23 protein-coding genes and 1 pseudogene are annotated in these 23944 nt (G+C 59.9%); 10 read left to right on the top strand and 14 right to left on the bottom strand.

Annotated features, from left to right (window positions below; genetic code table 11):
* Positions 1-50: 50 nt before the first annotated feature.
* Positions 51-1366, top strand: a pseudogene (locus FME68_RS05535) (DUF349 domain-containing protein).
* A gap of 13 nt (positions 1367-1379) precedes the next feature.
* Positions 1380-2465 carry a GNAT family N-acetyltransferase gene (locus tag FME68_RS05530; protein WP_328287730.1) on the top strand — a complete coding sequence of 362 codons (1086 nt, stop codon included), beginning with the start codon at positions 1380-1382 and terminating at the stop codon, positions 2463-2465.
* Here FME68_RS05530 and FME68_RS05525 read toward each other — a convergent pair.
* Genes FME68_RS05525 through miaB form a run of 3 tightly spaced genes read right to left on the bottom strand, consistent with a single transcriptional unit; the run spans position 2438 to position 5770 of the window.
* On the bottom strand, positions 2438-3526 hold the full coding sequence (locus tag FME68_RS05525; protein ID WP_049157550.1) for an alkene reductase: 1089 nt from the start codon (positions 3524-3526) through the stop codon (positions 2438-2440). The genes FME68_RS05530 and FME68_RS05525 overlap by 28 nt on opposite strands.
* A gap of 28 nt (positions 3527-3554) precedes the next feature.
* The gene (locus FME68_RS05520; RefSeq protein ID WP_049157551.1) at positions 3555-4187 is read right to left on the bottom strand and encodes an Rv2732c family membrane protein; all 633 of its coding nucleotides are present in this window, start codon (positions 4185-4187) and stop codon (positions 3555-3557) included.
* A 20-nt stretch (positions 4188-4207) separates the two neighbouring features.
* Positions 4208-5770 carry a tRNA (N6-isopentenyl adenosine(37)-C2)-methylthiotransferase MiaB gene (gene miaB, locus FME68_RS05515; RefSeq protein ID WP_158396538.1) on the bottom strand — a complete coding sequence of 521 codons (1563 nt, stop codon included), beginning with the start codon at positions 5768-5770 and terminating at the stop codon, positions 4208-4210.
* A 138-nt stretch (positions 5771-5908) separates the two neighbouring features.
* Here miaB and gluA point away from each other — a divergent pair, with 138 nt between their 5' ends.
* The 4 genes from gluA (at position 5909) to FME68_RS05495 (ending at position 9290) form a co-directional block, all read left to right on the top strand.
* Entirely contained in the window at positions 5909-6637 is a 729-nt protein-coding gene (gene gluA / locus FME68_RS05510) for a glutamate ABC transporter ATP-binding protein GluA (protein WP_046649369.1), read from the top strand.
* Positions 6638-6705: 68 nt separating this feature from the next.
* Positions 6706-7590, top strand: coding sequence for a glutamate ABC transporter substrate-binding protein (locus FME68_RS05505; RefSeq protein ID WP_144012960.1), 885 nt, complete (start codon positions 6706-6708; stop codon positions 7588-7590).
* A 75-nt stretch (positions 7591-7665) separates the two neighbouring features.
* A complete protein-coding gene (gluC, locus tag FME68_RS05500) occupies positions 7666-8352 on the top strand; it encodes a glutamate ABC transporter permease GluC (protein WP_158396536.1) in 687 nt (228 codons plus the stop codon).
* Positions 8352-9290 (top strand): amino acid ABC transporter permease, encoded by a 939-nt coding sequence (locus tag FME68_RS05495; RefSeq protein WP_158396534.1) that lies wholly within the window; start codon positions 8352-8354, stop codon positions 9288-9290. Before gluC ends, FME68_RS05495 begins: the two co-directional genes overlap by 1 nt.
* A gap of 6 nt (positions 9291-9296) precedes the next feature.
* Here the strand turns inward: FME68_RS05495 and recX are convergent, their stop codons facing one another.
* From recX to FME68_RS05480, 3 genes are all read right to left on the bottom strand, one after another.
* Positions 9297-9890 (bottom strand): recombination regulator RecX, encoded by a 594-nt coding sequence (gene recX, locus FME68_RS05490; RefSeq protein ID WP_046649358.1) that lies wholly within the window; start codon positions 9888-9890, stop codon positions 9297-9299.
* Between the two features lie 9 nt (positions 9891-9899).
* Positions 9900-11033: a recombinase RecA gene (recA, locus tag FME68_RS05485; protein ID WP_049157561.1), complete on the bottom strand. Its 1134-nt coding sequence runs from the start codon at positions 11031-11033 to the stop codon at positions 9900-9902.
* A 258-nt stretch (positions 11034-11291) separates the two neighbouring features.
* A complete protein-coding gene (locus FME68_RS05480) occupies positions 11292-11801 on the bottom strand; it encodes a hypothetical protein (protein ID WP_128081875.1) in 510 nt (169 codons plus the stop codon).
* A gap of 111 nt (positions 11802-11912) precedes the next feature.
* Here FME68_RS05480 and FME68_RS05475 point away from each other — a divergent pair, with 111 nt between their 5' ends.
* Genes FME68_RS05475 through FME68_RS05465 form a run of 3 tightly spaced genes read left to right on the top strand, consistent with a single transcriptional unit; the run spans position 11913 to position 13802 of the window.
* Positions 11913-12485, top strand: coding sequence for a biotin transporter BioY (locus FME68_RS05475; protein ID WP_070516853.1), 573 nt, complete (start codon positions 11913-11915; stop codon positions 12483-12485).
* A 5-nt stretch (positions 12486-12490) separates the two neighbouring features.
* A complete protein-coding gene (locus tag FME68_RS05470) occupies positions 12491-13183 on the top strand; it encodes an energy-coupling factor ABC transporter ATP-binding protein (protein ID WP_070700504.1) in 693 nt (230 codons plus the stop codon).
* Positions 13184-13187: 4 nt separating this feature from the next.
* Positions 13188-13802: an energy-coupling factor transporter transmembrane component T family protein gene (locus FME68_RS05465; RefSeq protein ID WP_070700507.1), complete on the top strand. Its 615-nt coding sequence runs from the start codon at positions 13188-13190 to the stop codon at positions 13800-13802.
* A gap of 3 nt (positions 13803-13805) precedes the next feature.
* Here FME68_RS05465 and FME68_RS05460 read toward each other — a convergent pair whose 3' ends face one another.
* The 4 genes from FME68_RS05460 to pgsA form a co-directional block, all read right to left on the bottom strand.
* Positions 13806-14642 (bottom strand): PspA/IM30 family protein, encoded by an 837-nt coding sequence (locus tag FME68_RS05460; RefSeq protein WP_046649352.1) that lies wholly within the window; start codon positions 14640-14642, stop codon positions 13806-13808.
* Positions 14643-14748: 106 nt separating this feature from the next.
* Complete coding sequence (locus FME68_RS05455; RefSeq protein WP_070700510.1) at positions 14749-15096, bottom strand: helix-turn-helix domain-containing protein; 348 nt, start codon at positions 15094-15096, stop codon at positions 14749-14751.
* A gap of 45 nt (positions 15097-15141) precedes the next feature.
* Entirely contained in the window at positions 15142-15639 is a 498-nt protein-coding gene (locus FME68_RS05450) for a nicotinamide-nucleotide amidohydrolase family protein (RefSeq protein ID WP_328287729.1), read from the bottom strand.
* On the bottom strand, positions 15636-16226 hold the full coding sequence (pgsA, locus tag FME68_RS05445; RefSeq protein ID WP_158396530.1) for a CDP-diacylglycerol--glycerol-3-phosphate 3-phosphatidyltransferase: 591 nt from the start codon (positions 16224-16226) through the stop codon (positions 15636-15638). Before pgsA ends, FME68_RS05450 begins: the two co-directional genes overlap by 4 nt.
* 47 nt (positions 16227-16273) lie before the next feature.
* On the opposite strand from pgsA, the gene FME68_RS05440 reads away from it, so the two are divergent.
* The gene (locus FME68_RS05440; RefSeq protein WP_158396528.1) at positions 16274-16564 is read left to right on the top strand and encodes a YciI family protein; all 291 of its coding nucleotides are present in this window, start codon (positions 16274-16276) and stop codon (positions 16562-16564) included.
* A gap of 14 nt (positions 16565-16578) precedes the next feature.
* On the opposite strand, the gene FME68_RS05435 is transcribed toward FME68_RS05440, so the two are convergent.
* From FME68_RS05435 to FME68_RS05420, 4 genes are all read right to left on the bottom strand, one after another.
* Positions 16579-17697, bottom strand: coding sequence for a TerC/Alx family metal homeostasis membrane protein (locus FME68_RS05435; RefSeq protein ID WP_158396526.1), 1119 nt, complete (start codon positions 17695-17697; stop codon positions 16579-16581).
* Between the two features lie 179 nt (positions 17698-17876).
* Complete coding sequence (locus tag FME68_RS05430) at positions 17877-21086, bottom strand: DNA translocase FtsK (RefSeq protein WP_158396524.1); 3210 nt, start codon at positions 21084-21086, stop codon at positions 17877-17879.
* A 77-nt stretch (positions 21087-21163) separates the two neighbouring features.
* A complete protein-coding gene (locus tag FME68_RS05425; protein ID WP_158396522.1) occupies positions 21164-21802 on the bottom strand; it encodes a TIGR03085 family metal-binding protein in 639 nt (212 codons plus the stop codon).
* A gap of 43 nt (positions 21803-21845) precedes the next feature.
* The gene (locus FME68_RS05420) at positions 21846-23942 is read right to left on the bottom strand and encodes a ribonuclease J (protein ID WP_180963891.1); all 2097 of its coding nucleotides are present in this window, start codon (positions 23940-23942) and stop codon (positions 21846-21848) included.
* Positions 23943-23944 lie beyond the last annotated feature (2 nt).

The raw sequence follows: 23944 nt of genomic DNA, 5'->3' as shown, positions 1-23944 counted from the left end.
TCTGGCAGCCGTGTCGCGCGGCGCGATAATACCGAAGGTGGTTTCTTAGCATGTCCGCTATTCCTTCCCCTGGAGCCATGCCTCGCAAGGGCGCTCGTCCCGGCCCGTCTTCCTCTGCTCCGGCAGCACGTCCCGTGCAGCCCGCAAAAAACGATCCGGCCCAGTGGGGCCGCGTTGATGCTGATGGATCGGTATTCGTCAAGGCCCCCGAAGGCGAACGCAAAATCGGCGAGTGGCAGGCCGGCACCCCGGAAGAGGGCTTGGCGCACTTTGATGCACGCTATGACGATCTGTCCACCGAGATCGAACTGCTAGAATCCCGCCTCACAGCCCATCCGGGCGATGCTGCGTCGATCAAGGCGACTGCTGCGGAACTGCGAGAGTCCCTACCTACACAGGCAGTAATCGGTGATATCGCGGCACTGGACAAGCGCCTAGCCACTATCATCGAACACTCCGTGGAAGCCGGTGAGCAAGCACAGGCTGACAAGGCTCGTCGCCGCGAAGAAGCCATTGCCAAAAAGGAAAAGCTCGCTGCCGAGGCCGAGGACATCGCCGCCAACTCGACGGAGTGGAAGGCTGCCGGCGACCGTATCCGCGCCATCTTGGAGGAATGGAAGCAGATCCGTGGCATTGACCGCCAGACGGATGATGCCCTGTGGAAGCGCTACTCCCGCGCCCGTGACTCCTTCAACCGCCGCCGCGGATCCCACTTCGCCGAACTGGATCGCAACCGCGCGGCGCCCGCGCCAAGAAGGAAGAACTGGTAGAGCGCGCAGAAGCTATTAAGGACTCCACCAACTGGGGCGAAACGGCGCGCGCGTACCGTGATCTCATGACGGAGTGGAAGGCTGCGGGCCGTGCCCCTCGTGAGATCGACGACAAGCTCTGGGCCCGTTTCCGCGCCGCCCAGGATCACTTCTTCAATGCCCGCAACGCCGTCAATGACGAGCGGGACAAGCAGTTCGCAGAGAACGCCGCCGCCAAGGATGCGCTCATTGCGGAATATGACTCCCTGATTGATCCCGCCAAGTCGATCGACTCGGCGAAAGCCAAGCTGCGGGAGCTGCAGGAAAAGTGGGAGGAGATCGGTTTCGTTCCGCGCAACCAGGTGCGCGAGTACGAGGCCAAGATCTCGGCGCTGGAAAAGCGCGTGAGTGACGCCGAGGATTCACAATGGCGCCGGACGGACCCAGAGGCCCAGGCCCGCGTGGCCCAGTTCCAGTCCAAGGTCGATGATTTCACCGCGCAGGCAGAAGCTGCCGAGGCCAAGGGCAACACCAAGAAGGCGGAAGATCTGCGTGCCCAGGCCAAACAGTGGCAGGAATTCGCCGATGCCGCAGCGGCTGCTGTCAACGACAAGTAGCACCCTAGTCTGAGTGTTCGTTCAGATTGTCGCGCCGCCGGGTTCGGCCTCAGCTGAGCCGGCGGATTGCCTGCGTAGCTTCGTTTTCGACGCCAACCTAGCCGCCCAAGAGGCCAGCGGCGATCCCGCTGCCAGCGGTTCCCCACGCCGTGTGCTTCAGCGACTGCAAGGCTCCACAGAGTCTCGCACCTATCTCTTCGGGTTGACTGACTCCGCCTTGGGGCCGGCTGGAGAGCTGGGTCTACCCGTTATCTCAGCGGCAGAGCCCAGCCCCGAAGTCGATTTCGATGGCTTCATCCACATCTCTCTTCCACTCTTGGAGGAAACAGAGAACGCCGATATCGAATGCGTCCTCGCCGCGGATCTCCTCCCCTTGCCTGGGGAGGAACTAGAGCCAGAGGCTCTCGACGTGACGCGAGCCCTCGCCCGCGAGGCACTCCGGATTACCCGCCAGCTGGACCGCACGACTGCCCAGGTTGGCATGCTGTACCCGCCAGACGCGGACCATACCTATGACCCAATGTCGCAGGCCTACCTTGAGCTCGGGTTTCGTCGCAAGCATGCCGAGCGCCAAATGTTCGTCGAAATAGCCCCCACTCCTCCAGTGGTTGGTGCGCAGGTGTGGCCCGACTACGACATCCCGGAAGAGCTGCTTGATGATGTCCTGCGCCTGCTCACCCTAGCCTCCACCGACGCGGTCTACGGTGACTTAAGCGTCGAGCCCATCGTGTGGACACGACAGCGCCTGAACGAAGCGCACGCACGGCTGCGCTCCCGCAAAGCGCATACGCTCCTCGTCGGCATTGTCGAACAGGGACGCGTCGTCGCACTCACCGAGCTCTCCCGCCACGGCGATGCGGACCCTGAGGTATGCGAGTGGACTCTTACCGTGACAGAACGCGAACAGCGCCGCCGTGGCCTGGCTACACATGCCAAGCAGCATGCCCAGTATGCGGTGGCGCACCACTGGCCCGACGTCCGCCGAGCTTACTGCTCAGTCGCCCAGGCGGATCCGGCGATGAATGCGCTCTACAAGCGCCTCGGCGCGCACGTCATCTCGGCGAGCAGCGCCTACGAGTTGACCGTGGAGAACGGATAGTCGGTGTAGCCGTGCGCTCCACCCGCATAGAACGTGGTCTCATCCGGCGCAGTGACAGGAAGCTCTTCCTGCCAGCGGCCAACGAGATCCGGGTTGGAGATGGCCAACCGGCCCACGGCCACGGCATCACCGTGGTGTACTAGATCCTCGGCTTCCGCGCGCTGGGTCACCTGTCCAAACCCCGAGTTCAGGATGACACGGGTACGCCCGTTAGCACGCGCTTCGGCGCTCAGCTCAGTAATGAGCTCACCCGTAGGCGCTGCATGCAGGAAGGAGACGTAGGCCAAACCAAGGTCTGCGACAGCGCGCAGCAACCCACCATAGGTGGCACGCACATCCGCAGCGTCGGTTTCCTCAATGCCCTGAATATTGTGCTGCGGGGACAGGCGCAGCGCTACGCGGTCGGCTCCGATCTCCTCGGCCACGGCACGCAGGATCTCCACTACCAGGCGGTAGCGCTTCTCCGGGGTTCCGCCGTAGGCATCCTCTCGGTGATTGGAGCTCGGAGAAAGGAACTGGTGCAGCAGATAACCGTTCGCACCATGAAGCTCCACGCCATCCATGCCAGCATCGATGGCATTGCGGGCAGCTTGGCGGAACTCATCGACAATGCGCGGTAGCTCCTCGATGTCGAGGGCGCGGGGCACTGGGCACTCCTTGCGGGATTCGAAATCTCGGACCGCAGTGCCCGATGCCAGCGCAGAGGGTGCCACCGGTTCTGCACCCTCGAGGAGGCTGGCATGAGAAAGGCGCCCGCCGTTCATCACCTGCATGAAAATGCGTCCGCCAGCTTCGTGGACGGAATCGGCCACTCGCCGCCAGCCGGAAATCTGTTCCGGAGTTTCGATACCGGGCTGGCCGGGGAAAGCGCGGCTGGTCACTGCGGGGAATACGCCCTCCGTCACGATAAGACCCATTGAAGCGCGCTGCGTGTAGTACGTCTCGTGCAGGGGCGTGGGGACGCCATCGCGACCTGCCCGTGAGCGGGTCAACGCTGCCATGGTCACGCGGTTTGGCAGGGTCAGTCGTCCCAATTCAAGTGAGTCGAAGAGTGTAGTCATGCACTCCACAACACGAATCTCGTAGCGCTTATTCCTCGTCCTGCTGGCGCCGGTGGCGGGAGGCCGCGCGGGAGCGGCGGTCGTCGATAAGCAGCGGATTCTGTTCTGCCGGCAGCTCGGTAGCGGCTTCGGTCTGCAGGACTCCCACGTGATCGAGCTGGCCGGCGACTTCCCGCACGCGTTCTGCGGCGGCCAACTGCTCGGGACTGCGGCGCAGTGCTACCTGGCAGTACACAAGAAAGGCGACCAACGTTGAGAAGACGCCCACGTACATACCTATGGCAGCGCCATCCGATGCGCTGTCCCTGTACCAAAATCCCCACAGGTTAGCGAAGAAAGAGATCGTCGTCATCATCCACGCTACGAGAGCCAGCTTGGTCCGGCGAGTGATAATCGTGGCGGTGGTTAAGATCCCCACTCCACCCAGCGCTAGCCATGCGCTGACGGTTTCCATGAGGGAGATACGCACGCCCTCGGCCGTTCCACCGACGAAGAGAGCTTCCCAGCCGCGGGCATCACCGGCATAGGGCAAAACCAAGTAAGCAACCCACGCCACGACGGCCACGATGAGCGCATATTTGTGCTTTCCCAATTCGAGAGTCTGCGCTGCGCGCTTCTCAGCAGCAACGGCATCGTGAACGGACTTCAAGTCATCACTCATAAAACGGAGCCTACCCCCTTTTAGCAGCCGCAGGAATCGGCAGGAGCACTGGGCTTTCCGACGCCCGGCAGACCCAGACCCACCCCAATTGGTGCCGTCGTGGGCGTCTGCCCCGCCGCCGACATATCGCCGGCCTTCGTGCGACGGTGCTCGCTCACGCCGGAATCAGCCACCAGGAAAAAGGAGCCTGCATCCGTCACGGTAGCGTGCACAACATCACCGGGGCGAATCTCCGCAGAGATGTCCTTGCCCGCGGCATCGACTGGTGCAAAGTGAACAAGGCGACCATCACGCGCGCGTCCGGTGAGGCGGTGGGTCTCGGCGGCCTTGCGGCCGCCTTCCGCCTGCACCAACAGCTCTACATCAGTGCCGACAAGCTTGGCGTTTTCTTCTGCCTGAATGGAATCCTGCAAGGCGACGAGGCGCTCGAAGCGCTCCTGCACAACTTTCTTGGGGATTTGGTTATCCATTTCTGCGGCCGGGGTGCCGGGGCGCGGCGAGTACTGGAAAGTGAAAGCGGAGGCGAAACGTGCGCGGCGAACCACGTCCATCGTGGCTTCGAAATCCTCCTCGGTCTCGCCTGGGAAGCCCACGATGATGTCGGTGGTAATTGCCGCGTGTGGCATCTTCTCACGGACCTCGTCGAGAATCCCCAAGAACTTTTTCGTGCGATAGGAACGGCGCATGTCCTTGAGGACCTTGTCAGATCCAGACTGCAGCGGCATATGCAGCTGCGGGCACACAGCCGATGTCTCCGCCATGGCATCAATAACGTCGGAGGTGAACTCGGCCGGGTGCGGCGAGGTAAAACGCAAGCGCTCGAGACCCTCAATCTTGCCTACCTCGCGCAGCAACTTGGAAAAGGCGAAGCGATCACGCGGCAGGTCTGGGTCCGCGAAGTTGACGCCATAGGCGTTGACGTTCTGCCCCAATAGGGTCACTTCGGACACGCCTTGATCTACCAGGGCCTGAACTTCTGCGAGGATATCGCCGGGGCGGCGGTCTTCCTCTTTGCCACGCAGCGAAGGGACGATGCAGAAAGTACAGGTGTTATTACAGCCCACGGAGACCGAGACCCACCCAGCATAGGCGGATTCGCGTTTTGCCGGCAGTACGGAGGGGAAAGCCTCGAGGGCATCGACGATTTCCACCTGCGCTTCATTGTTGTGACGTGCACGCTCAAGCAGTGCCGGCAGCGCCGCCATGTTATAGGTTCCGAAAACCGCATCCACCCACGGCGCGTGGTCCAAGACGGTGTCCTTATCCTTCTGCGCCAAGCAGCCGCCAACCGCGATCTGCATGCCGGGATGGTTTTCCTTCGTCTTCTTCAGCGCACCCAGGGTGCCGTACAGGCGCTTGTCGGCGTTCTCGCGCACGGCGCAGGTGTTAAATACGATGAGGTCAGGCTCGGCGCCATCCGGCGCCGCCGAGTAGCCGGCCTCCTCGAGCAGGCCGGAAATGCGCTCGGAATCATGAACGTTCATCTGGCAGCCAAAGGTCCGCACCTCATAGGTGCGGGGCTGGTTATTAGTTACGGGGGAGCTCACGTGGGGACATTCTAACTGGACGACCCCACTACTCATAATGCCCCGACCGCATATAAGAGTTATGGATTTGTTACACAAACCTCCCCGCCTCCACTATCCACACGCCTATTGTTCTACATATGATTCAGCTCACTCTATCTAAGGAGGTGTGATGTGACCGACCATTCCGGCCCGATGATCAAGATGGACGGAGTCAATAAGTACTTCGGTGACTATCACGCGCTCCGCGATATCAACTTGGAGATTGGCCGCGGCGATGTCGTCGTTGTTCTCGGTCCGTCCGGCTCCGGCAAGTCCACCCTGTGCCGCACCATCAACCGGCTTGAAACCATCGACGAGGGTTCCATCGCGATCGACGGCACTCCCCTTCCTGAAGAGGGACGCGAGCTAGCCAAGCTGCGTGCGGACGTGGGCATGGTGTTCCAGCAATTCAATCTCTTTCCACACAAGACCATCAAGGACAACGTCACTCTGGGGCCTATCAAAGTCCGCAGGATGAAGAAGTCCGAGGCCGAAGAGCGTGCGATGCAACTGCTTGACCGCGTTGGAATTGCTAATCAATCAGAAAAATACCCTGCACAGCTCTCCGGCGGCCAGCAACAACGTGTCGCCATTGCCCGTGCCTTGGCTATGCGCCCGAAAGTCATGCTCTTCGATGAACCTACCTCAGCTCTCGACCCTGAGATGGTCAACGAGGTGCTTGACGTCATGACGGATTTGGCCAAAGAAGGCATGACCATGGTCGTGGTGACCCACGAGATGGGCTTCGCCAGGCGCGCGGCCGACCGCATCCTGTTCATGGCCGACGGGGCCATCGTCGAGGACACCGACCCGGAATCCTTCTTCACCAACCCACAATCAGAACGAGCAAAGGACTTCTTGGGCAAGATCCTGCAGCACTAAACGGTTACCAGTTCACCTCTTTTCTCTACCTTCATTCATTTTCCACTCACCTCATCAAGGAGAATCTCATGTCCCGCACTTTCAACCGCATTACTGCCACCGCCGCCGCCATCGCCGCATCCAGCGCTCTGCTCGTTGCGTGTGGTGATTCCTCTGACTCCGCCAGCGGAGGCGAGGGCCTTCTCGGCGCTATCGAGTCTGGCTCTGTCACCCTAGGCACCAAGTTCGACCAACCGGGTCTGGGCCTGCGCGAGGGCGATGGTTCTATGACCGGCCTCGACGTTGACATTGCCACCTACGTGGTCAACCACATTGCCAAGGATAAGGGGTGGGAGGAGCCGGAGATCGAGTGGCGCGAGACTCCGTCCGCGCAGCGCGAAACTCTGATCGAAAACGGCGAGGTTGACCTCATCACCGCAACGTACTCCATCAACGCTTCCCGCGCGGAAAAGGTCAATTTCGCTGGTCCGTACCTCATCACCCACCAAGCGCTTCTTACCCAGGCTGATAACAAGGAGATCACCGGGCTCGAGGGCCTCGACGGCAAGATCCTGTGCTCTGTCACCGGCTCCACCCCGGCACAGAAGGTGAAGGAAGCTCTGCCCAGTGTGCAGCTGCAGGAGTACGACACCTACTCCTCCTGTGTGGAGGCACTGAGCCAGGGCAACGTCGACGCCATGACTACCGACGCGACGATTCTTAACGGCTACGCCGCTCAGAATCCTGGCAAGTTCCAGGTCGTCGAGTTGGAGAAGGACGGCAAGCCCTTCACCGATGAGTACTACGGCGCGGGTCTGAAGAAGGATGATCAAGAGGCGACAGACGCTGTCAACAAGGCCCTGGAAGAGCTTCATTCCTCCGGCGAATTCGACAAGCTCGTAGCCAAGAATTTGGACAAGGGCGAGGGCATCGACGAGGCCACCGTCGGTGACCTCTCCTTCCTCAACTCCTAAACGCTCGATTAGCCCCCACCTAGCCTGCGCCGAGGACATTCAGCCTCGGCGCAGGCCTGTTAGTAGGAGATTTCTATGGAATCCATGTGGGCCGCACTAGGCCCCGAACTATGGCCAGCCTTTTGGCTCACCATCCAGCTGACGTTCTGGTCTGCCATCGGCGCAATGATCCTCGGCACCATCCTCACTGCCATGCGTGTCTCCCCCGTAAGAATCCTGCGGTGGATTGCCACGACGTACATCACGACGGTGCGCAATACTCCCTTGACTCTCATTATCCTCTTCTGTTCTTTTGGCCTGTACCAGAACCTAGGGCTCACGCTTGCTAGCCGGGACTCTGCGACCTTCCTAGTGGATAACAACTTCCGCCTCGCCATCGTCGGGTTCATCTTGTACACCTCGGCATTCGTTGCGGAATCCTTGCGCTCGGGAATCAACACCGTGGACTTCGGTCAAGCCGAGGCCGCACGATCGCTGGGTTTGAGCTTCTCACAGACCTTTAGCACGATCGTCTTCCCTCAGGCGGTACGTGCGGCAATCGTCCCCCTGGGAAACACGCTCATCGCGTTGACGAAGAACACCACGATCGCCTCCGTAATCGGTGTGGCGGAAGCTTCCCTACTGATGAAATCCACCATTGAGATGCACGCGAGCCAGCTCTTTGTCATCTTCTTTATCTTCGCGTTGGGCTTCATCATCCTGACCTTGCCCATGGGCTTGGGCCTAGGCAAACTCTCCGAAACTGTGGCGGTGAAGAAATAATGGCTGTACGCGCAACCGTGCTTTACGACGCCCCCGGCCCCAAGGGCAAGCGGCGTAACCTCATCTATACCGTCATCACCGTCGTGCTCTCAGTCGCGGTTTTGTATTGGGTTCTCTCTACTTTGGGCGAACGCGGGCAACTCGACTCCGCGTTATGGACCCCTTTTCTTAACAGCCAAACGTGGACCACGTACCTGCTCCCTGGCCTGCGCGGAACGATCCTTTCCGCAGTAGCATCCATCATCTTGGCCATCGTGTTCGGCGTCATCTTCGGCCTCGGCCGATTGAGCGAGAACGTCATCGTACGCGGCGTATGTGGTGTGGTCGTGGAATTCTTCCGCGCCATCCCCGTCCTGCTGCTCATGATTTTTGCCTATCAGCTTTTCGCCATCTATAACGTAGTTCCGTCGAAACAGCTGGCGTTTAGCGCCGTGGTCTTCGCGTTGACCCTCTACAACGGCTCTGTCGTCGCAGAGATTCTGCGCTCCGGAATCAAGTCGCTGCCCAAGGGGCAAACTGAAGCCGCTCGAGCGCTGGGGCTGTCGCATGGGCAAACGATGCGTACAATTCTGCTCCCGCAAGCAGTAGCCGCAATGCTTCCGGCCCTCATCGCCCAGATGGTTATTGCGCTCAAGGACTCTGCGTTGGGCTACCAGATTGGCTATGTCGAGGTGGTGCGCTCCGGTATCCAATCGGCGTCCTACAACAAGAATTACCTGGCCTCGCTCATCGTCGTTGCGATCATCATGATCCTCATCAACTGGGGGCTGGGCCTCCTGGCCGAACGCATCGAACGTCAGCTTCGAGCGGGCCGTGCGCGCCGGAACATCATCGCTAAAGTTCCGGAGCAACCAGACCAAGGCTTGGACACCAAAGACCAGGTCAACGTTGATTGGCACTCAGAAAGCTATACAGAAATCCGCAACCCGGACGAATAGAAACAGCTAGGAGAGCTCGGCGATGCGCGCATCCAGCACTTCGATGGAAATACGCATCACCAGCTCCTGGCGATAGCCGCGCCGCGCGAGTGTTCCTACAATGCGACGCAGGAATTTGTCCCTCTCATGGCGGTCGGCGGGAACACTCTTCAAGGTTCGCGCCTTTTTCTCCGCTACGCGGCGCGCTACGGCCTCCTCAGATTCCTCGGTAATCTGCTCTAGGGCCGCTGCGCGATCGGCGGCCTCAACACCCTTCTCCTTGAGTTCCACATTGAGGGCACGGGCCGACTTACCGCGCCGCGCGTGGCGCTGCCGCACCCACTCCTTGGCGAAGGTTTCATCATCAACGAGCCCCACCCCTGCAAGGTCATCGACCACGTCTTCGACCACATCGGGCTCAAAGTCCGCCGCGACAAGCCGGTCACGCAGTTCCTTGCGGGAACGTGCACGTTGATCTAGCAAGCCTAATGCTCGGGAGCGCACGGGCGCCTTCGCTGCTTCAGCATTCGCATCAACAAGCTGGCCACCCGCGTCCCCCGATTCATAGGACTCGAGAGCTTGACGTAGCTTCTCTAGCTTCTCTGGTGAAGGTTGTGCCATTGCGCCTGTTTAGTCATCGTCGAAATCGACGTTCGGTACCAGATCCACAGCCTCATCCGTCAGCGGATCGTCTGCACCCGGCACATCCATGGCGACGTCCTCACCAGCTTCGGCTGCGGCAGCACCCACGCCGAGCTTGACGAAGATCTTCTTCTCAATCTCATCCGCCAGATCGGGGTTGTCCTTGAGGAAGTTGCGGGCCTTTTCCTTGCCCTGCCCCAGCTGATCGCCTTCGTAGGTAAACCACGAGCCAGATTTCTTAATGAACCCGTGTTCGACACCCAAGTCAATGATGGAAGACTCACGCGAAATGCCTTCTCCGTACATGATGTCGAACTCAGCGATCTTGAACGGCGGGGACACCTTGTTCTTCACCACCTTGAGCTTCGTGCGGTTACCAATGGCATCCTGGCCGTCTTTCAAGGTTTGGATTCGGCGGATATCGCAGCGCACAGAGGCATAGAACTTCAGCGCCTTACCACCCGTGGTCGTTTCCGGTGAACCAAACATCACGCCGATCTTTTCACGCAGCTGGTTGATGAAGATGGCGGTAGTCCCGGAGTTGTACAGAGCACCCGTCATCTTGCGTAGCGCTTGGGACATGAGACGGGCTTGGAGGCCAACGTGGCTATCTCCCATCTCGCCCTCGATTTCCGCCTTGGGCGTCAAGGCGGCTACGGAGTCAATCACGATGATGTCGATAGCGCCAGAGCGCACGAGCATATCTGCGATTTCCAGAGCCTGCTCACCGGTATCCGGCTGGGAAACCAAGAGGTTATCCGTGTCCACGCCAAGCAGACGCGCATACTCAGGATCGAGCGCGTGCTCCGCATCGATAAACGCCGCGATGCCGCCGGTCTTCTGCGCCGATGCGATGGCATGCAGAGCAACGGTGGTTTTACCCGAAGATTCAGGTCCATAAATCTCTACGATGCGACCGCGCGGGAAGCCACCGACGCCCAGCGCAATGTCGATGGCCGTATTACCGGAGGAAATGGCCTGGATCGGCGGGCGGTCATCGTCACCAAGACGCATGACGGCTCCTTTGCCAAAATCCTTCTCAATCATCGCCATTGCGGCATCGAGGGCTTTCTGACGATCATCGCCCTTGCTAGCCGCCGAGGACTTCTTCTTCGTAGCCATTTATTTCCTCACTATCGTGCGTCAGTTAGTGTGCAGTGCTGTATGTCATTAAATGGGGGCACCTAGTTAGACTGCCATGAAGCAACTTCGGTTCCCAGGCCCGTCGCATTGTGTTTTCCGGCATCGTTGCGGTTCCATCACATGCCACGAAAGTACCCTAACGTTTCCACCAGACCACAACCCACAATACACACACAAGTGTTCGATTGCCCATTCGAGCAACGCGCGTGTCTGAGACCTAATCCAACGCCTCGCCGCCTAGTGAAGTTTCCACGGACCGCCCTGCTCTGCACGGACGAAAGACACCTGCTCATCGGCAGGCAGTACGGCAACTACCCCGCCCAGCGCGCTACAGACATCCAGCTCATCAAGAGAGGCCCTGCTGCTCACATACTTCGACGCTCCACGCCCCTGCGCATCCCGATAAATCTCAACACTCCCCGAGCTTGGCGGCACCCATTCATCATCCTCGTCGGTACCGCCCTGCCAGGTTCCTCCACTAGCGTTTATGACATCCTCCTCGACAGCCCCAGGGCAGATAAAGATCACGCGGTGATATTCGGAATCGAAGATGTCGCCGACGCGCATGTCGACGCTGCCAGGCTCCCCTTCCTCCACCCCGGCCGCTTCTTCGATATTTTCGATGACATTCGCGGAACCTATCAACGAACATCCAGCCACGCTCCCCAGCGCGATACCGGAAAGAAGCGCTACCACACTGACACGAGCAAGCCCTAAGACATGCTCCATCTTCTTTCTATTTGCCATGCCTCGAGATTACCCCGTTCGGGGTAGTTTCAAGCCCTGAAAGCCGTGCTTGAACACTGTTCAAAAGTACCTATTTGCTGCATTATTAAGATACTAGATAAACTTTGGCCCATGAAAAAGAATTCCGTCGCGACTGATATCGCGTACGTCGCGGTCTTCACCGCGCTCATCATAGTCTTTGCATTCGTCTCTATCCCTACGCCTACCGTGGGCGTGCCCATCGTTCTTCAAAACGCCGTCATCATCCTGGCCGGCCTCGTCCTTGGTGGCCGCCGGGGCTTCTTCGTCGGTCTACTCTTCATAGCTCTCGGCCTCGTCGGCCTTCCCATCCTTGCCGGCGGCCGCAGTGCCCTGAGCGCCATTGCCGGCCCCACCGTGGGCTACCTTGTCGGCTACGTCGTCTCACCCGCCATCGCCGGCCTCATCGCCTACCGCGCGCCGAGAAGCAAAGGAGGCATGACGGTAGTCCTCGCCATCGCCGGCGTCGTCGGCCTGGCCGTGCAGTACTTGTGCGGCATTGTTGGCCTGATGGTCCGCTCTGACATGTCCTTCGGGGCGGCCGCCGTGGCTCAGGGCCCGTTCGTCATCCCCGATCTCATTAAGGTCGCCGTGATGGTTGTCATCGCCGTCGGTGTCCACGCAGCATTCCCCGACCTAATGGGTCGCCGCACCAAGGCAAAGTAGCACCAGTGCCGCAGATTGACTTCCGCAACGTTTCCGTCACCTTTGACGAAACAACGGTGCTCAAGGATATTTCCCTCTCATTAAGCGAACAGCGCATCGGCATCATCGGTGCCAATGGTGGCGGGAAATCCACTCTCGTCCGGCTCATCAACGGTCTTGGTGAACCTTCACGTGGTGAGGTCTTGGTGGATAACGTGGACGTCGCCAAGCACGGCAAGGAGATTCGCCGCCAGGTGGGCTTCGTGTTTTCTGATGCGGAGAACCAGATCGTCATGCCGCACGTGCGCGATGACGTGGAATTCTCCCTTCGCCGGCTCAAGCTGTCTCGTGAGGAGCGCACCGCGCGCGTCGACGCCGTTCTCGAGCGCTTCGGCCTGACGCCGCTAGCTGAGCAGTCCCCGCACACTCTCTCCGGCGGGCAGAAGCAGCTCCTCGCGTTGGCGGCAGTGCTTGTCATGGAACCCACCGTCATCATCGCTGACGAACCCACGACCTTGCTAGATCTGCGCAACCGCGATCGCATTCGCCGCGAATTTGCGCAGCTCGAACAGCAACTCATCGTGGTTACCCATGACCTTGACTTTATCTCTGATTTCGATCGCGTTCTGTGCATCGATAACCACCACGTCGTAGCCGACGGATCTCCCGACAAGGTCATTTCCTTCTACACCGAACTCATGAAATCCCGCCCGCTCTAGAGTCATGCCTAAAAACATCCCCCTCGGCTACTACGTCGACGCCGATACCATCATTCATCGCATACCGGCCGCGGTGAAATTCCTCGTGCTCATCGGCTTCATCCTCGTGACCTCGCTGGCCGTGCACACGCTTCCTTGGGCGGCGGCCAGCCTCTTCCTCCCACTCGTGCTCTTTCCCGTCGCCCGCATCCCGTTTCGCGTCGCACTCGGACAGCTTGTTCCTCCGCTCTACCTCCTCGTTGCGCTCGCAGCTTTTCAGTGGTGGCAGAAGGATTTGCTGTCGGCCGCGATCATGTTTCTCACCATCTACGCAGCGATCAGCGCGGCGGTGCTGCTGACGCTGACAACGAAGGTGTCGGAGATGATGGACTCCCTCGACCGCGCCCTCGCACCCCTAGGGCGGCTGGGCGTCCCTGTTGAGAACATCACGCTGGCCATGTCTCTCACCATTCGTCTGCTCCCGCTCATGCTGGGAACAGTCGTCGAGGTACTGGACGCACGAAAAGCCCGGGGTGCCACGGCATCTCTAACTGCCTTTGGCACCCCGGTTATCATTCGCTCAATCCGCCGAGCACGCGCGATGGGTGAGGCGCTTCAAGCCCGCGGCGTCGGCGACTAAACCTTATTCTCCGCGCAACTCGCGTAGGCGAGCCTGGACGGCATCGTCCTGCACGTTCGGCTGAGCCTTAGCCTCTGCCGAACCGATTGCCTGCTGGGAGTTTCCCTCCACTGCCTTCGGGTTATTCATCTCCGCGCGGATCTGCTCGAGACGGGAGTGGCCAGCCAGTTGCACGCCAGCCTGCTCGATCTCCTGCATGCGGTTAGACACTGAGTTCTCGGCGAGCTCTGCCTGGCCCAGGGCCTTGGAGTAGCGGCGCTCAATCTTGTCACGCACAGCATCCAGGGAAGGCGAGTTACCGTTTGCGGAGAGCTCGTTCATCGAGTTGAGGGACTCGGAGACCTTCTCCTGCATCTTGGCCTGCTCGAGCTGCGACAGCAGCTTGGAGCGCTCGTTGACCTTCTCACGAAGCGCCATGCCGTTGCGTTCAACGGCCTTCTTGGCCTGCTCCGCCTGCTGCAGAGCCTGATCGTGGAGCTTCTTAGTGTCCTCAACAGACTGCTCAGCGGTAACCAACTGGGCGGCGAAGGCTTCAGCTGCATTCTCGTACTCGGTCGCCTTCTGTGCATCGCCTTCGGCACGGGCCTTGTCCGCAAGGCTTAGGGCGTTACGGGTATTCTGCTGCAGCTTTTCAATCTCGCTCAAACGACGGTTCAGCTGCATCTCCAGCTGGCGCTGATTACCAATAACCGCAGCAGCCTGCTGTGACAGCTCCTGGTGCTGGCGCTGCGCCTCCTCGATAGCCTGCTCAATCTGAACCTTCGGGTCGGCGTTCTCCTCGATCTTGGAATCGAAGAGAGCCATCAAGTACTTCCAGGCTTTTACGAATGGGTTCGCCATAACAGGAGGTGCCTTTCTCAGCAGTTCGTTGTGTCAATAAGGTGTGTAACAAGAATATTTCCTGCCTGCCTAATAGTAGCGAAGCAGACAGTATTCCGTTGCGGTTCTATAGTTCCGATGCAGCGGGTGCGGTGGATGCGAGCTCCTCATCCATCGATGGCAGCGCCATGTATCCAGCCGCCTCGATGAGGACATCGGAAACACTGGCGTCAAGGGCATGACACACGGAAGCCAGAAGCTCGGAGGAAACCTCCTTGCGGCCGCGCTCCAACTCCGACAGATATCCTGGGGACACACGCGCAGCGGCGGCGAGTTCGCGAAGTGTTACTCCCTTATCAGCACGGAAGGCGCGAAGCGTCAATCCGAGGGCCTCGCGCAAAAGTGGCTCTGGAGTCCGCGTCGATCGCGCCGTGGTCTGAGTGGGCTTATCAAGTAGTGCAACTGAAGTGTTCATCACTCTGTACAACGGCCCAGCGCCCCTACTTGTTCCCACAAACAGCTACTCTTCTTCAAGAGTTGATAGTAGAAGGCTCAATGCCGCCTGAACCGCAGCAGCGCGAATCGCGTTACGTCCCTCATCTGGAAGCTGATAGAGAACGCCACGCTTGGCGACGTCCCCGCTGATTCTCCCACACAAGCCCACGTACACCGTGCCCGCAGGTTTTCCTTCTTGGAGGTCCGGACCGGCCACGCCGGTGAGCCCAATCCCCCAGTCAGCTCGCGTCTCCACGAGCGCCGCCTCGGCCATCTCCGCCGCGGTGGCAGCCGACACCACTCCCTGAGCCTCTAGCGAATCCACGGTGGTGTTGAGGAACTGCGCCTTAACCTCAGTGGCATAGGTGACGAGCCCACCACGCAATATCGCGGAAGCACCCGGCACGTTGGCCACGGTGGCTGCCGCCAATCCAGCTGTGAGGGACTCACAGAACGCCACGGTCTCTCCGCGTTCGCGGAGCTTAGCCACGAGCTGCTCTTCAACGGTTGCGGGTTGAGTCACTTGTTCTCCCTGTGGCCATCGATAAGGTACTGAATACCGGTCACTACGGTGACGACGACAGCTGCCAGCATGACGAGGAAGCTGGGGGTGTCCATCCATCCTGGAAGTGGGCACAGGTACAGCGCCGCCGCTAGCGTCTGCAGAGCTGTCTTGAGTTTGCCGCCTTGGGAGGCCGGAACTACCTTGCCTTGGCGGAGCAAGTAGAAGCGCCAGATGGTAATGCCGAACTCGCGGAACAAAATGACGACGGTAATCCACACGGGCAAAGCACCAGTGATGTTGAGACACACGAAAGCCGCGGTCATCAGAGCCTTATCCGCGATCGGATCCGCAATCTTGCCAAAGTTGGTAATCAGCCCGCGCGAGCGCGCGATATCGCCATCCAATTTGTCGGTGAGCATGAGGAGCGCGAAGCAGCCGAAGGCCCACCACTCATGCCCGCCGAGCACCAGCCAAGCAAACAGCGGGATAAAGAGGATGCGCAAACTAGTCAGGATGTTGGGCAGGTTCCAATTGGAGACCTCGGGGTTTACATCCGTGGATCGAGATTGGTTGTGCGCAGCCTGAGAATCATTCACGCTCTTCATCCTACCGTGGCCTCCCTGCCACTCGGGTGAGCACTACCATGGTCGTTATGAAGTACTTCGCAGTCTCCTATGAATACAATCCATCCAACCCGGTCATTGCTGAGGTGCGCCCACAGCACCGCGAGTTCATCGGCGCGCTCCACGACAAGGACCAGATCTGTGGCTCTGGTCCCTACACCGATTCCAAGGGCGGGGCGCTCATCGTGCTGCAATTTGAGGACGAGTCCGTCAAGGTGGCCGATGTCATCGCTCTCATGGACCAGGATCCCTTCTACACCGAAGGCGCTGTCACTGGACGCGCCTTCCGCGAGTGGAATCCCGTTATCAATTCCTTCTAAACCCCGCTGCTTGGTTAGGGCAGCTCGGACTTGGGAAGCTCGTCCGCCTTGCCGACGAGCTCACCCTCCTTGTTACGAACGATCTTATTGCCATAATCGTCCCAGTCGTAGTGGTTGTGGGAAATCACCACACCGCCCTGGGCTTGGTCGCGTTTGTCCTTCCACACCGACAACAACACCGTCACGAGGAGGACGCCAACGATGACCAGCAGCGACACCAGGGTCGTAATCTCCGGTACCGCACTGACATTCTCGCCGCCGTTAATGAAGGGCAAGTTGTTCTCATGCAGGGCGTGGAAGAGCAGCTTGACACCGATGAACAGCAAGATGATACCGAGGCCATAAGGCAAGTAGACCAAGCGATCCAACAGGCCGTCGATGAGGAAGAACATCTGGCGCAGACCCATAAGAGCGAAGGCGTTGGTGGTGAAGACCAGGAAAGGCTCCGAAGTAATGCCGTAGATGGCTGGGATGGAGTCGAAGGCAAACATGACGTCGATCAGCCCGATAGCCGCCAAGGCAACGAAAAGCGGAGTCAAGGCAAACTTGCCCTTCTTCTCACCGGATTCCTCACGGTGGGTGAGCTTGTCACCGTGGTAGCGCGGGGTCACGTGAACCACCTTGCGCAGCCACTTGACCACCAACATGTCATTGGGATCGGTCTCGGGCGCCCCATTGATCTCATCGATGAGCAGTTTGACTGCGGTGTAAATAAGGAAGATGGCAAAAAGGTAGAAGACATCTGACCATGCCGCAATAATGGCCGCTCCCATCAAGATGAAAGCGAGGCGGAAAACCAGCGCAAGGACGATACCGATGAGCAGGACCTTCTGCTGGTACCTGCGGGGAATCTTGAATGACCCCATGATGAGCGAGAACACGAATAGGTTATCCACGCTCAAGGCCTGTTCCGTCACCCAACCGGTGTAGAACTGTGCCGCGTGTTCGCTGTCCCACAGCACCCACACAACTCCGCCAAAGACAACGGCGACGGCCATGTAGAACAGTGTCCACCCACCAGATTCCTTGATGCTGGGCTCGTGGGGTGAGCGGACGTGGCTATAAAAATCGAAAATAAAGAAGCCCAAGATCACCGCGATGGTGATGGCCCAGACCCATAGTGGCACATGCATAATGAGTTATCCCTCCGGTCGACGAGACAATAAAGACCGGAGGTCTCCCCCACTAACGGGCTCTATGCAAAGCCTCACTAGCCGGCGCGACCGGGAACTGTACCGCAGTTGCCGTGTTGACGATCGACGCCGTGGATTGGGGTACTCCCCTCCAAGACTCGTCCTATCCTACACGGAACTTAGAACGCACCTGTGGAGGGGTTAGCGGAGATTTCAACGGTGCGGGTATCGCCTGCAGCGTCGTCCGTGCCGCCGGAGCCTTCAGCGTCCTGGACCTCCTTCGGGGCCTCGGCTGGGTCAGCACCCTTGATCATCCAGATGATGGTGTCGAGTTCCTCCGGCTTAACCAGCACCTCACGGGCCTTGGAGCCTTCGGAAGGTCCGACCACACCGCGCGACTCCATGAGGTCCATGAGTCGGCCAGCCTTAGCAAAGCCGATGCGCAGCTTGCGCTGGAGCATCGACGTCGAGCCCAGCTGGGAGGTGACCACGAGGTCGACGGCCTCCAAGAGGTCATCCATATCCTTGCCGATCTCCTCGTCGATCTCCTTCTTGGCCTCCGACGCCTTATCGTCCGTCACACCTTCGGTGTAGTTCGGTGAGCCCTGTGCCTTCGCGGCGTCGACAACCGCCTGCACCTCCTCGTCTGAGACGAACGCACCCTGCATACGCACTGGGCGGCCGCCCTGCGGGATGAAAAGGCCATCGCCCATGCCGATGAGTTTCTCGGCACCACCCTGATCCAGGATGACTCGGGAGTCCGTAAGCGAAGACGTCGCGAACGCCAGGCGGGAAGGAACGTTGGTCTTGATCAAGCCGGTGACCACGTCCACGGACGGGCGCTGTGTTGCGAGCACGAGGTGGATACCCGCCGCACGGGCCTTCTGGGTAATGCGGACGATGGAGTCCTCGATCTCCTTCGGTGCCGTCATCATGAGGTCTGCGAGCTCGTCCACGACACACACAATGTACGGGTACGGGCGCATCTCCCGCTGGGAACCGGCAGGAGCCTGGTATTCGCCACTGCGGACCTTACGGTTGAAGTCCTCAATCTTGCGCACGCGGGCAGCCTGCATGTCCATGTAGCGCTGCTCCATCTCCTCCACCAGCCACTGCAGGGCCGCCGCAGCCTTCTTTGGCTGCGTAATGATCGGGGTGATGAGGTGCGGAATACCTTCGTACGGTGTGAGCTCCACCATCTTCGGGTCCACGAGGATGAGTCGAACATCTTCCGGCGTCGCGCGGGTCAACAGCGAGACGAGCATGGAGTTCACGAACGCCGACTTACCGGAACCAGTAGCACCAGCCACGAGCAGGTGAGGCATCTTCTTTACGGAGAAGGAGGTGTACTCGCCTTCGATATCCTTGCCCAAGCCAATCAGCATCGGGTCATGGTCGGCGCGCAGCGCCGGGGAATCCAGCACATCGCGCAGGCGCACCATCTCGCGGTCCGCATTGGGAACCTCGATACCGACGGCGGACTTACCCGGAATCGGGGTCAGCAGGCGCAGATTATCCGTCGCCACAGCATAAGCCAGGTTGGACTGGAGGTTTGTAATCTTCGAAACCTTAACGCCTGGGCCCAGCTCGATCTCGTAGCGCGTCACTGTCGGACCACGGCTAAAACCGGTGACCTGGGCATCAACCTTGAATTCTTCAAAGACCTCGGTGATGGCCTCAATGATGCGGTCGTTGGCCTCCGTGCGTGCCTTCGCTGGCTTGCCGGCGGTGAGCAGGTCCGTCGTCGGCACATCGTAGCCGCCGCCCAGGGCAGTGTCTTCCGCACCACTCGGGGCTGTGGGCGCTTCTTTGGCTACGCTCTGAGCCTCCTCTTCAACCTTGGCGCCCGTTCGTGCATCACGTCCAGAACGTTCCTGGAACATGCGCACTGCCTCGGAATGTGCGGCAGAGACGACGTCCTCCCCGGCAGCCCCAGCAGACACTGCGCTTGTCGACGCCTCCGCAGCCGCTGCGCCCAGAGCCGCACCGGCGGCACCGCCGACGTCGACGCGCGGGCGCTTCTTCTGCGCCGGTTTCGGCGCTGGTTCAGGTTCCAGAACGGCAGTGGGCTCAGCATCCTGGACCACTGGAATCTCGTCGGTGTCATCGACGCGGCTATCAAAGCTCGGACGGCCGTGCTGCACCGGCTCCTGGTTTACAGGCTGCGCCGCAGAGTCAAAGGACACCGTGACATTCTCATCCGGCATCTGCCTTGGGGGCTGCTTCGGGGTCTGCTTCGGGCGCGGGCGCGGAGTATATGCCGGGCGCGCAGGGCGCTCGCGGCCTTCGGCAATGGCGTCGATGTCATCGCTGACGTAGTCGTAGTCGTCCGCTGGGGCGTCGTCAAGCAGCTCATCTTGGGCCGAACGGTTCTTGCGATCACGCAGGCCGCCGACGAGCGCGGAGAATTGGGCTGCCACGAAGTCATAAGCTTCGCGCAAGGTAATGCCCGTGATGTTGAGCGCCCCATACACAATGAGCAGGAAGAGCAGCGGCACCGCCACATAGCTGGAAAAAGCCGCCACGAGCAGCTCGCCGATTCCAAAGCCGATGGCACCGCCTGCCTCCCCGGCAGCATTGTTATTCCAGGTCAGCTTCGGAAGGCCGGCAAAGATGTGGATGAGGCTCAGCATGCACACCACGATGAGGGCCGTGCCGCCCACCACTCGCGGCTTGAAATGGCCCGCCGGACCGGACAAGTCCATCATGAGCGCAATGGCGACGGCGATCAGCGCGACGGGAAGAACATAGGCGCCCGCGCCAATCACATAGCGCACGGCGTTGGTGAGGTACTCACCGATAATGCCGGCCACCTGGAACCACGTGGCGCAAGCAAGGATGATGGCCACGCCGATTAGCACAAGAGCGACCGCGTCTGGATTGGAGACGCGGATACTCTTCTCAGTGTGAGCTGGGCGCTCCATGACCGTCGTGGGCATCTCGCTTTCGACGTCACGCGCCCGCGTTACCTTGCTCTTTGCCGGAGCAGCGCTATCGGCCTTGTTGCTCTTTTTCTTGTTCTTCGCGCGTCCAGAAATTTCCCCTGGCTCCCTCAACTCGTCGTAATCATCGTAGGCACCCTCGTCATGAGCAGCATCGTAGGCGGAGTCATAGAGGTCGTCATCTCGACTCCCCGCATCTACCGGCTTGAGACCGGCAAGGCCGTGCCCGACCCCCCGCGCCATGCTTCCCACGCCTCGGGCGGTAGCGCCAAAAACGGTTCCCAGTCCGCGGCCAACGGCACGAAAGGCGCTGCCGGTCCTCTCTTCGGAGGTCTCGGCAGCGCGGGTGGCGGAGGTCAGCGAATAGCTTGTGCGGCCGGACGGCCGCGACCGATTGGCGGTGCGACCTCGGCCGGAGGCGCGAGACGGAGCGTTCTTGACAGACATGCCTGCCACTTTAGTAGCAAACACACCATTAACAACATGCGCCACACGCGTACGCTGAAGAATTTGGACAGTTCAGCCTACAGGCTTGACCAGGCGACGGCGGATGAATCCCCGTCAATCTCAACGCGAGCCGCCTCGCGGCCGAACGCCCATAGGAGCAACTCGGAAACTGCCCCACGGACCCGCACCACGTTGTCCCCCTTTGCTGCCACACGATGTTTATCCGCCGCGACGAGTGGCGCAAATCCAGCCGGCTCCAGAACGATTGGAAGGCGAGAGTTCGCCAACAGCCTAAGCCCCAGCACCTTCAGCGGTGTGAGCAACTCCTTCTGCACCGCTTCCGAGAAATCACGCGGTTCAGTATGACCATTGGCGCGGCGCAGATCTTCATGATGCACAAAGTGTTCTGCAGTGTTAAGTATTGAATCGATATAGCGTGCCGGGTTTAGCTTGCCTGCTCCCCTACCCCAGGCGTCCACCAGTTCCTCAAATTCTCGCGCACGAACTTCCGTCATGACGCTATCCGCATGGGACGACAGCGCTGGGACGAAGAAGCCAATGGCGGCATCTGGGCGATTCTCGCGGATCCAGAGATGCGCCACGAGGTCGCGGGCCGTCCACCCTTCGCACAACGTTGGGGCATCAGGGCCTAGTTCATGGAATAACGCCACCATCTTGGTGCGCTCTGCTGAAGAAAACGACATGCGCCCCAGCATACCTACGGTCGGTAGGAACGCTGGGGCGCTGAAACCCGTGACGCTATAGCGATTCGCGGGAAGCGTGAACTTCGTCGTCGTCAGGCATAAGGACATCCGAGTTCGTCGGCACGATGGTCGGCAGAATGACCGGCTCGCGCTTGTACTTGGAATCCATGAGCTTCGAGACCTTACGGCGCAGCTTCTGCACCATGCGGTAGGTATCGTTCTCCCCCTCGGCGGCGAGGTCATTCATGGTGTTTTCCACCATCTCAGCTACCTCGGGCACGATACCGCGGTCATCGTCGGAGAAGCCCGTCGTGGACACCGTCGGATGCTCGAGCAGACGGGAGGTGCGGTTGTCGATGACACAGGTGATGGAAACGACACCACCCGCGCCCAAGTTGGTGCGATCTGCAAGAGTATCGGCATCGACATCACCCATCGACACGCCATCGACGTAGAGGTTGCCCACCGGGATCTGGCCGACAACCTCGGCGCGACCATTGCGCAGATCGACGACGACGCCGTTCTGGGCCAAGACCACGCGGTCCCGTGCCACACCAGTGGAGATAGCCAATTCCTTGTTCGCGCGCAGGTGGCGCCACTCGCCGTGCACGGGCATGGCGTTCTTCGGGCGTGCTGCGTTGTACAGGAACAGCAGCTCACCACCGTAGCCGTGGCCAGAGGCGTGAACCTTGGCCTCCTTATTGGTGATAACTTCAGCACCAATCTGGGACAGCATGTTGATGACACCGAATACCGCTTCCTCGTTACCCGGAATGAGGGAGGAGGAGAAGATGATGAGGTCACCATCACGGACCGTGATCTGACGATGCTCGCGACGAGCCATGCGGGACAAAGCAGCCATCGGCTCGCCCTGGGTACCCGTGGTGATGAGCAGAACCTTGTGCGGAGCCATCTTGGCTGCCTCATCGATCGGGATGATGGTGCCGCGCGGAACCTTGAGGAAGCCCATCTTTTCCGCGATCTCCATGTTGCGCATCATGGAACGGCCGTTGAATGCGACCTTTCGGCCGGCAGCCACGGCAGCGTCGATAGCCGCCTGCACGCGGTACACGTTCGACGCGAAGGACGCGATGATCACGCGCTGCTTGGCTCCAGAAACCAAACGCTTAAAGGTCGCCGGAATGTCACCTTCAGAGGCAGAAACACCCGGGATGTTGGCGTTGGTGGAGTCACACAGCATGAGGTCCACGCCCTCATCACCGTAGCGCGACAGTGCCGGGAGGTCAGTCGGGCGGTTATCGAGAGGGGTCTGGTCCAGCTTGATATCACCGGTGTGAATGATATTGCCTGCCGGAGTACCAAGCATGACACCAAGCGCGTCCGGGACCGAGTGGTTCACTGCCCAGAAGCGGCAGCGGAACGGACCGTAGTTCACATCAGACTTCTCGTTGACTTCAACGAACTTCGGCTTCTGGCGGTGCTCCTTACATTTTGCAGCAATGAGCGCGATGGTGAAGCGCGACGCCACGATCGGGATATCCGGGCGCAGCTTCAAAAGCCACGGGATAGCGCCAATGTGATCCTCGTGCGCGTGGGTCACCACGAGGGCCTTAACCTTGTGAATCTTCTTCTCAATCGGACCAAAGTCCGGCAGGATGAGATCCACGCCCGGCTCACCGGAGGACGGGAAAAGCACACCACAGTCGATGATGAGCAGTTCATCTTGGTACTCAAAGACGGTCATGTTGCGACCGATCTCAGAGATACCACCCAGAGCGTAGATGCGCAGGGCATCCTTTTGCTGCTTCGGCGGTTCCGGCAAACGCTTGGTCAGGTCCGCACCCTGCATGGATTTAGGCACATTGCGGCGACCACGGTTGTTATTGCGGTTGCGGCCGTTGTTGCGGCCACCATTGTTGTTGCCGTTGTTACCGTTGTTGTTAGCGCCGCCATTGCCACCGCGACCACGGCCACGGCCGCCGCGGGAACCACGGGAGCGGGAGCGGCGGTTGCCGTCCTCAGAATTCGAGTTATTCGAGTTATCAGACTCGTTCGAATTAGTGCCAGTCGCAGCCGATTCATTCGGCGCTTGGAAAACCGGCGAAGCCGCCTCATTCGAGGCGGTCTCAGTCTCCGCAGGCGGACCCGCCTTGCGGGTTACCTTGCGGGAACGGTTACGGGATTCAGTCATTC

Origin of the sequence: Corynebacterium hiratae (genome assembly GCF_009708045.1) — a bacterium.
GTDB classification, from domain to species: Bacteria; Actinomycetota; Actinomycetes; order Mycobacteriales; family Mycobacteriaceae; genus Corynebacterium; species Corynebacterium hiratae.
This window is presented reverse-complemented; position numbering and strand designations above follow the sequence as displayed.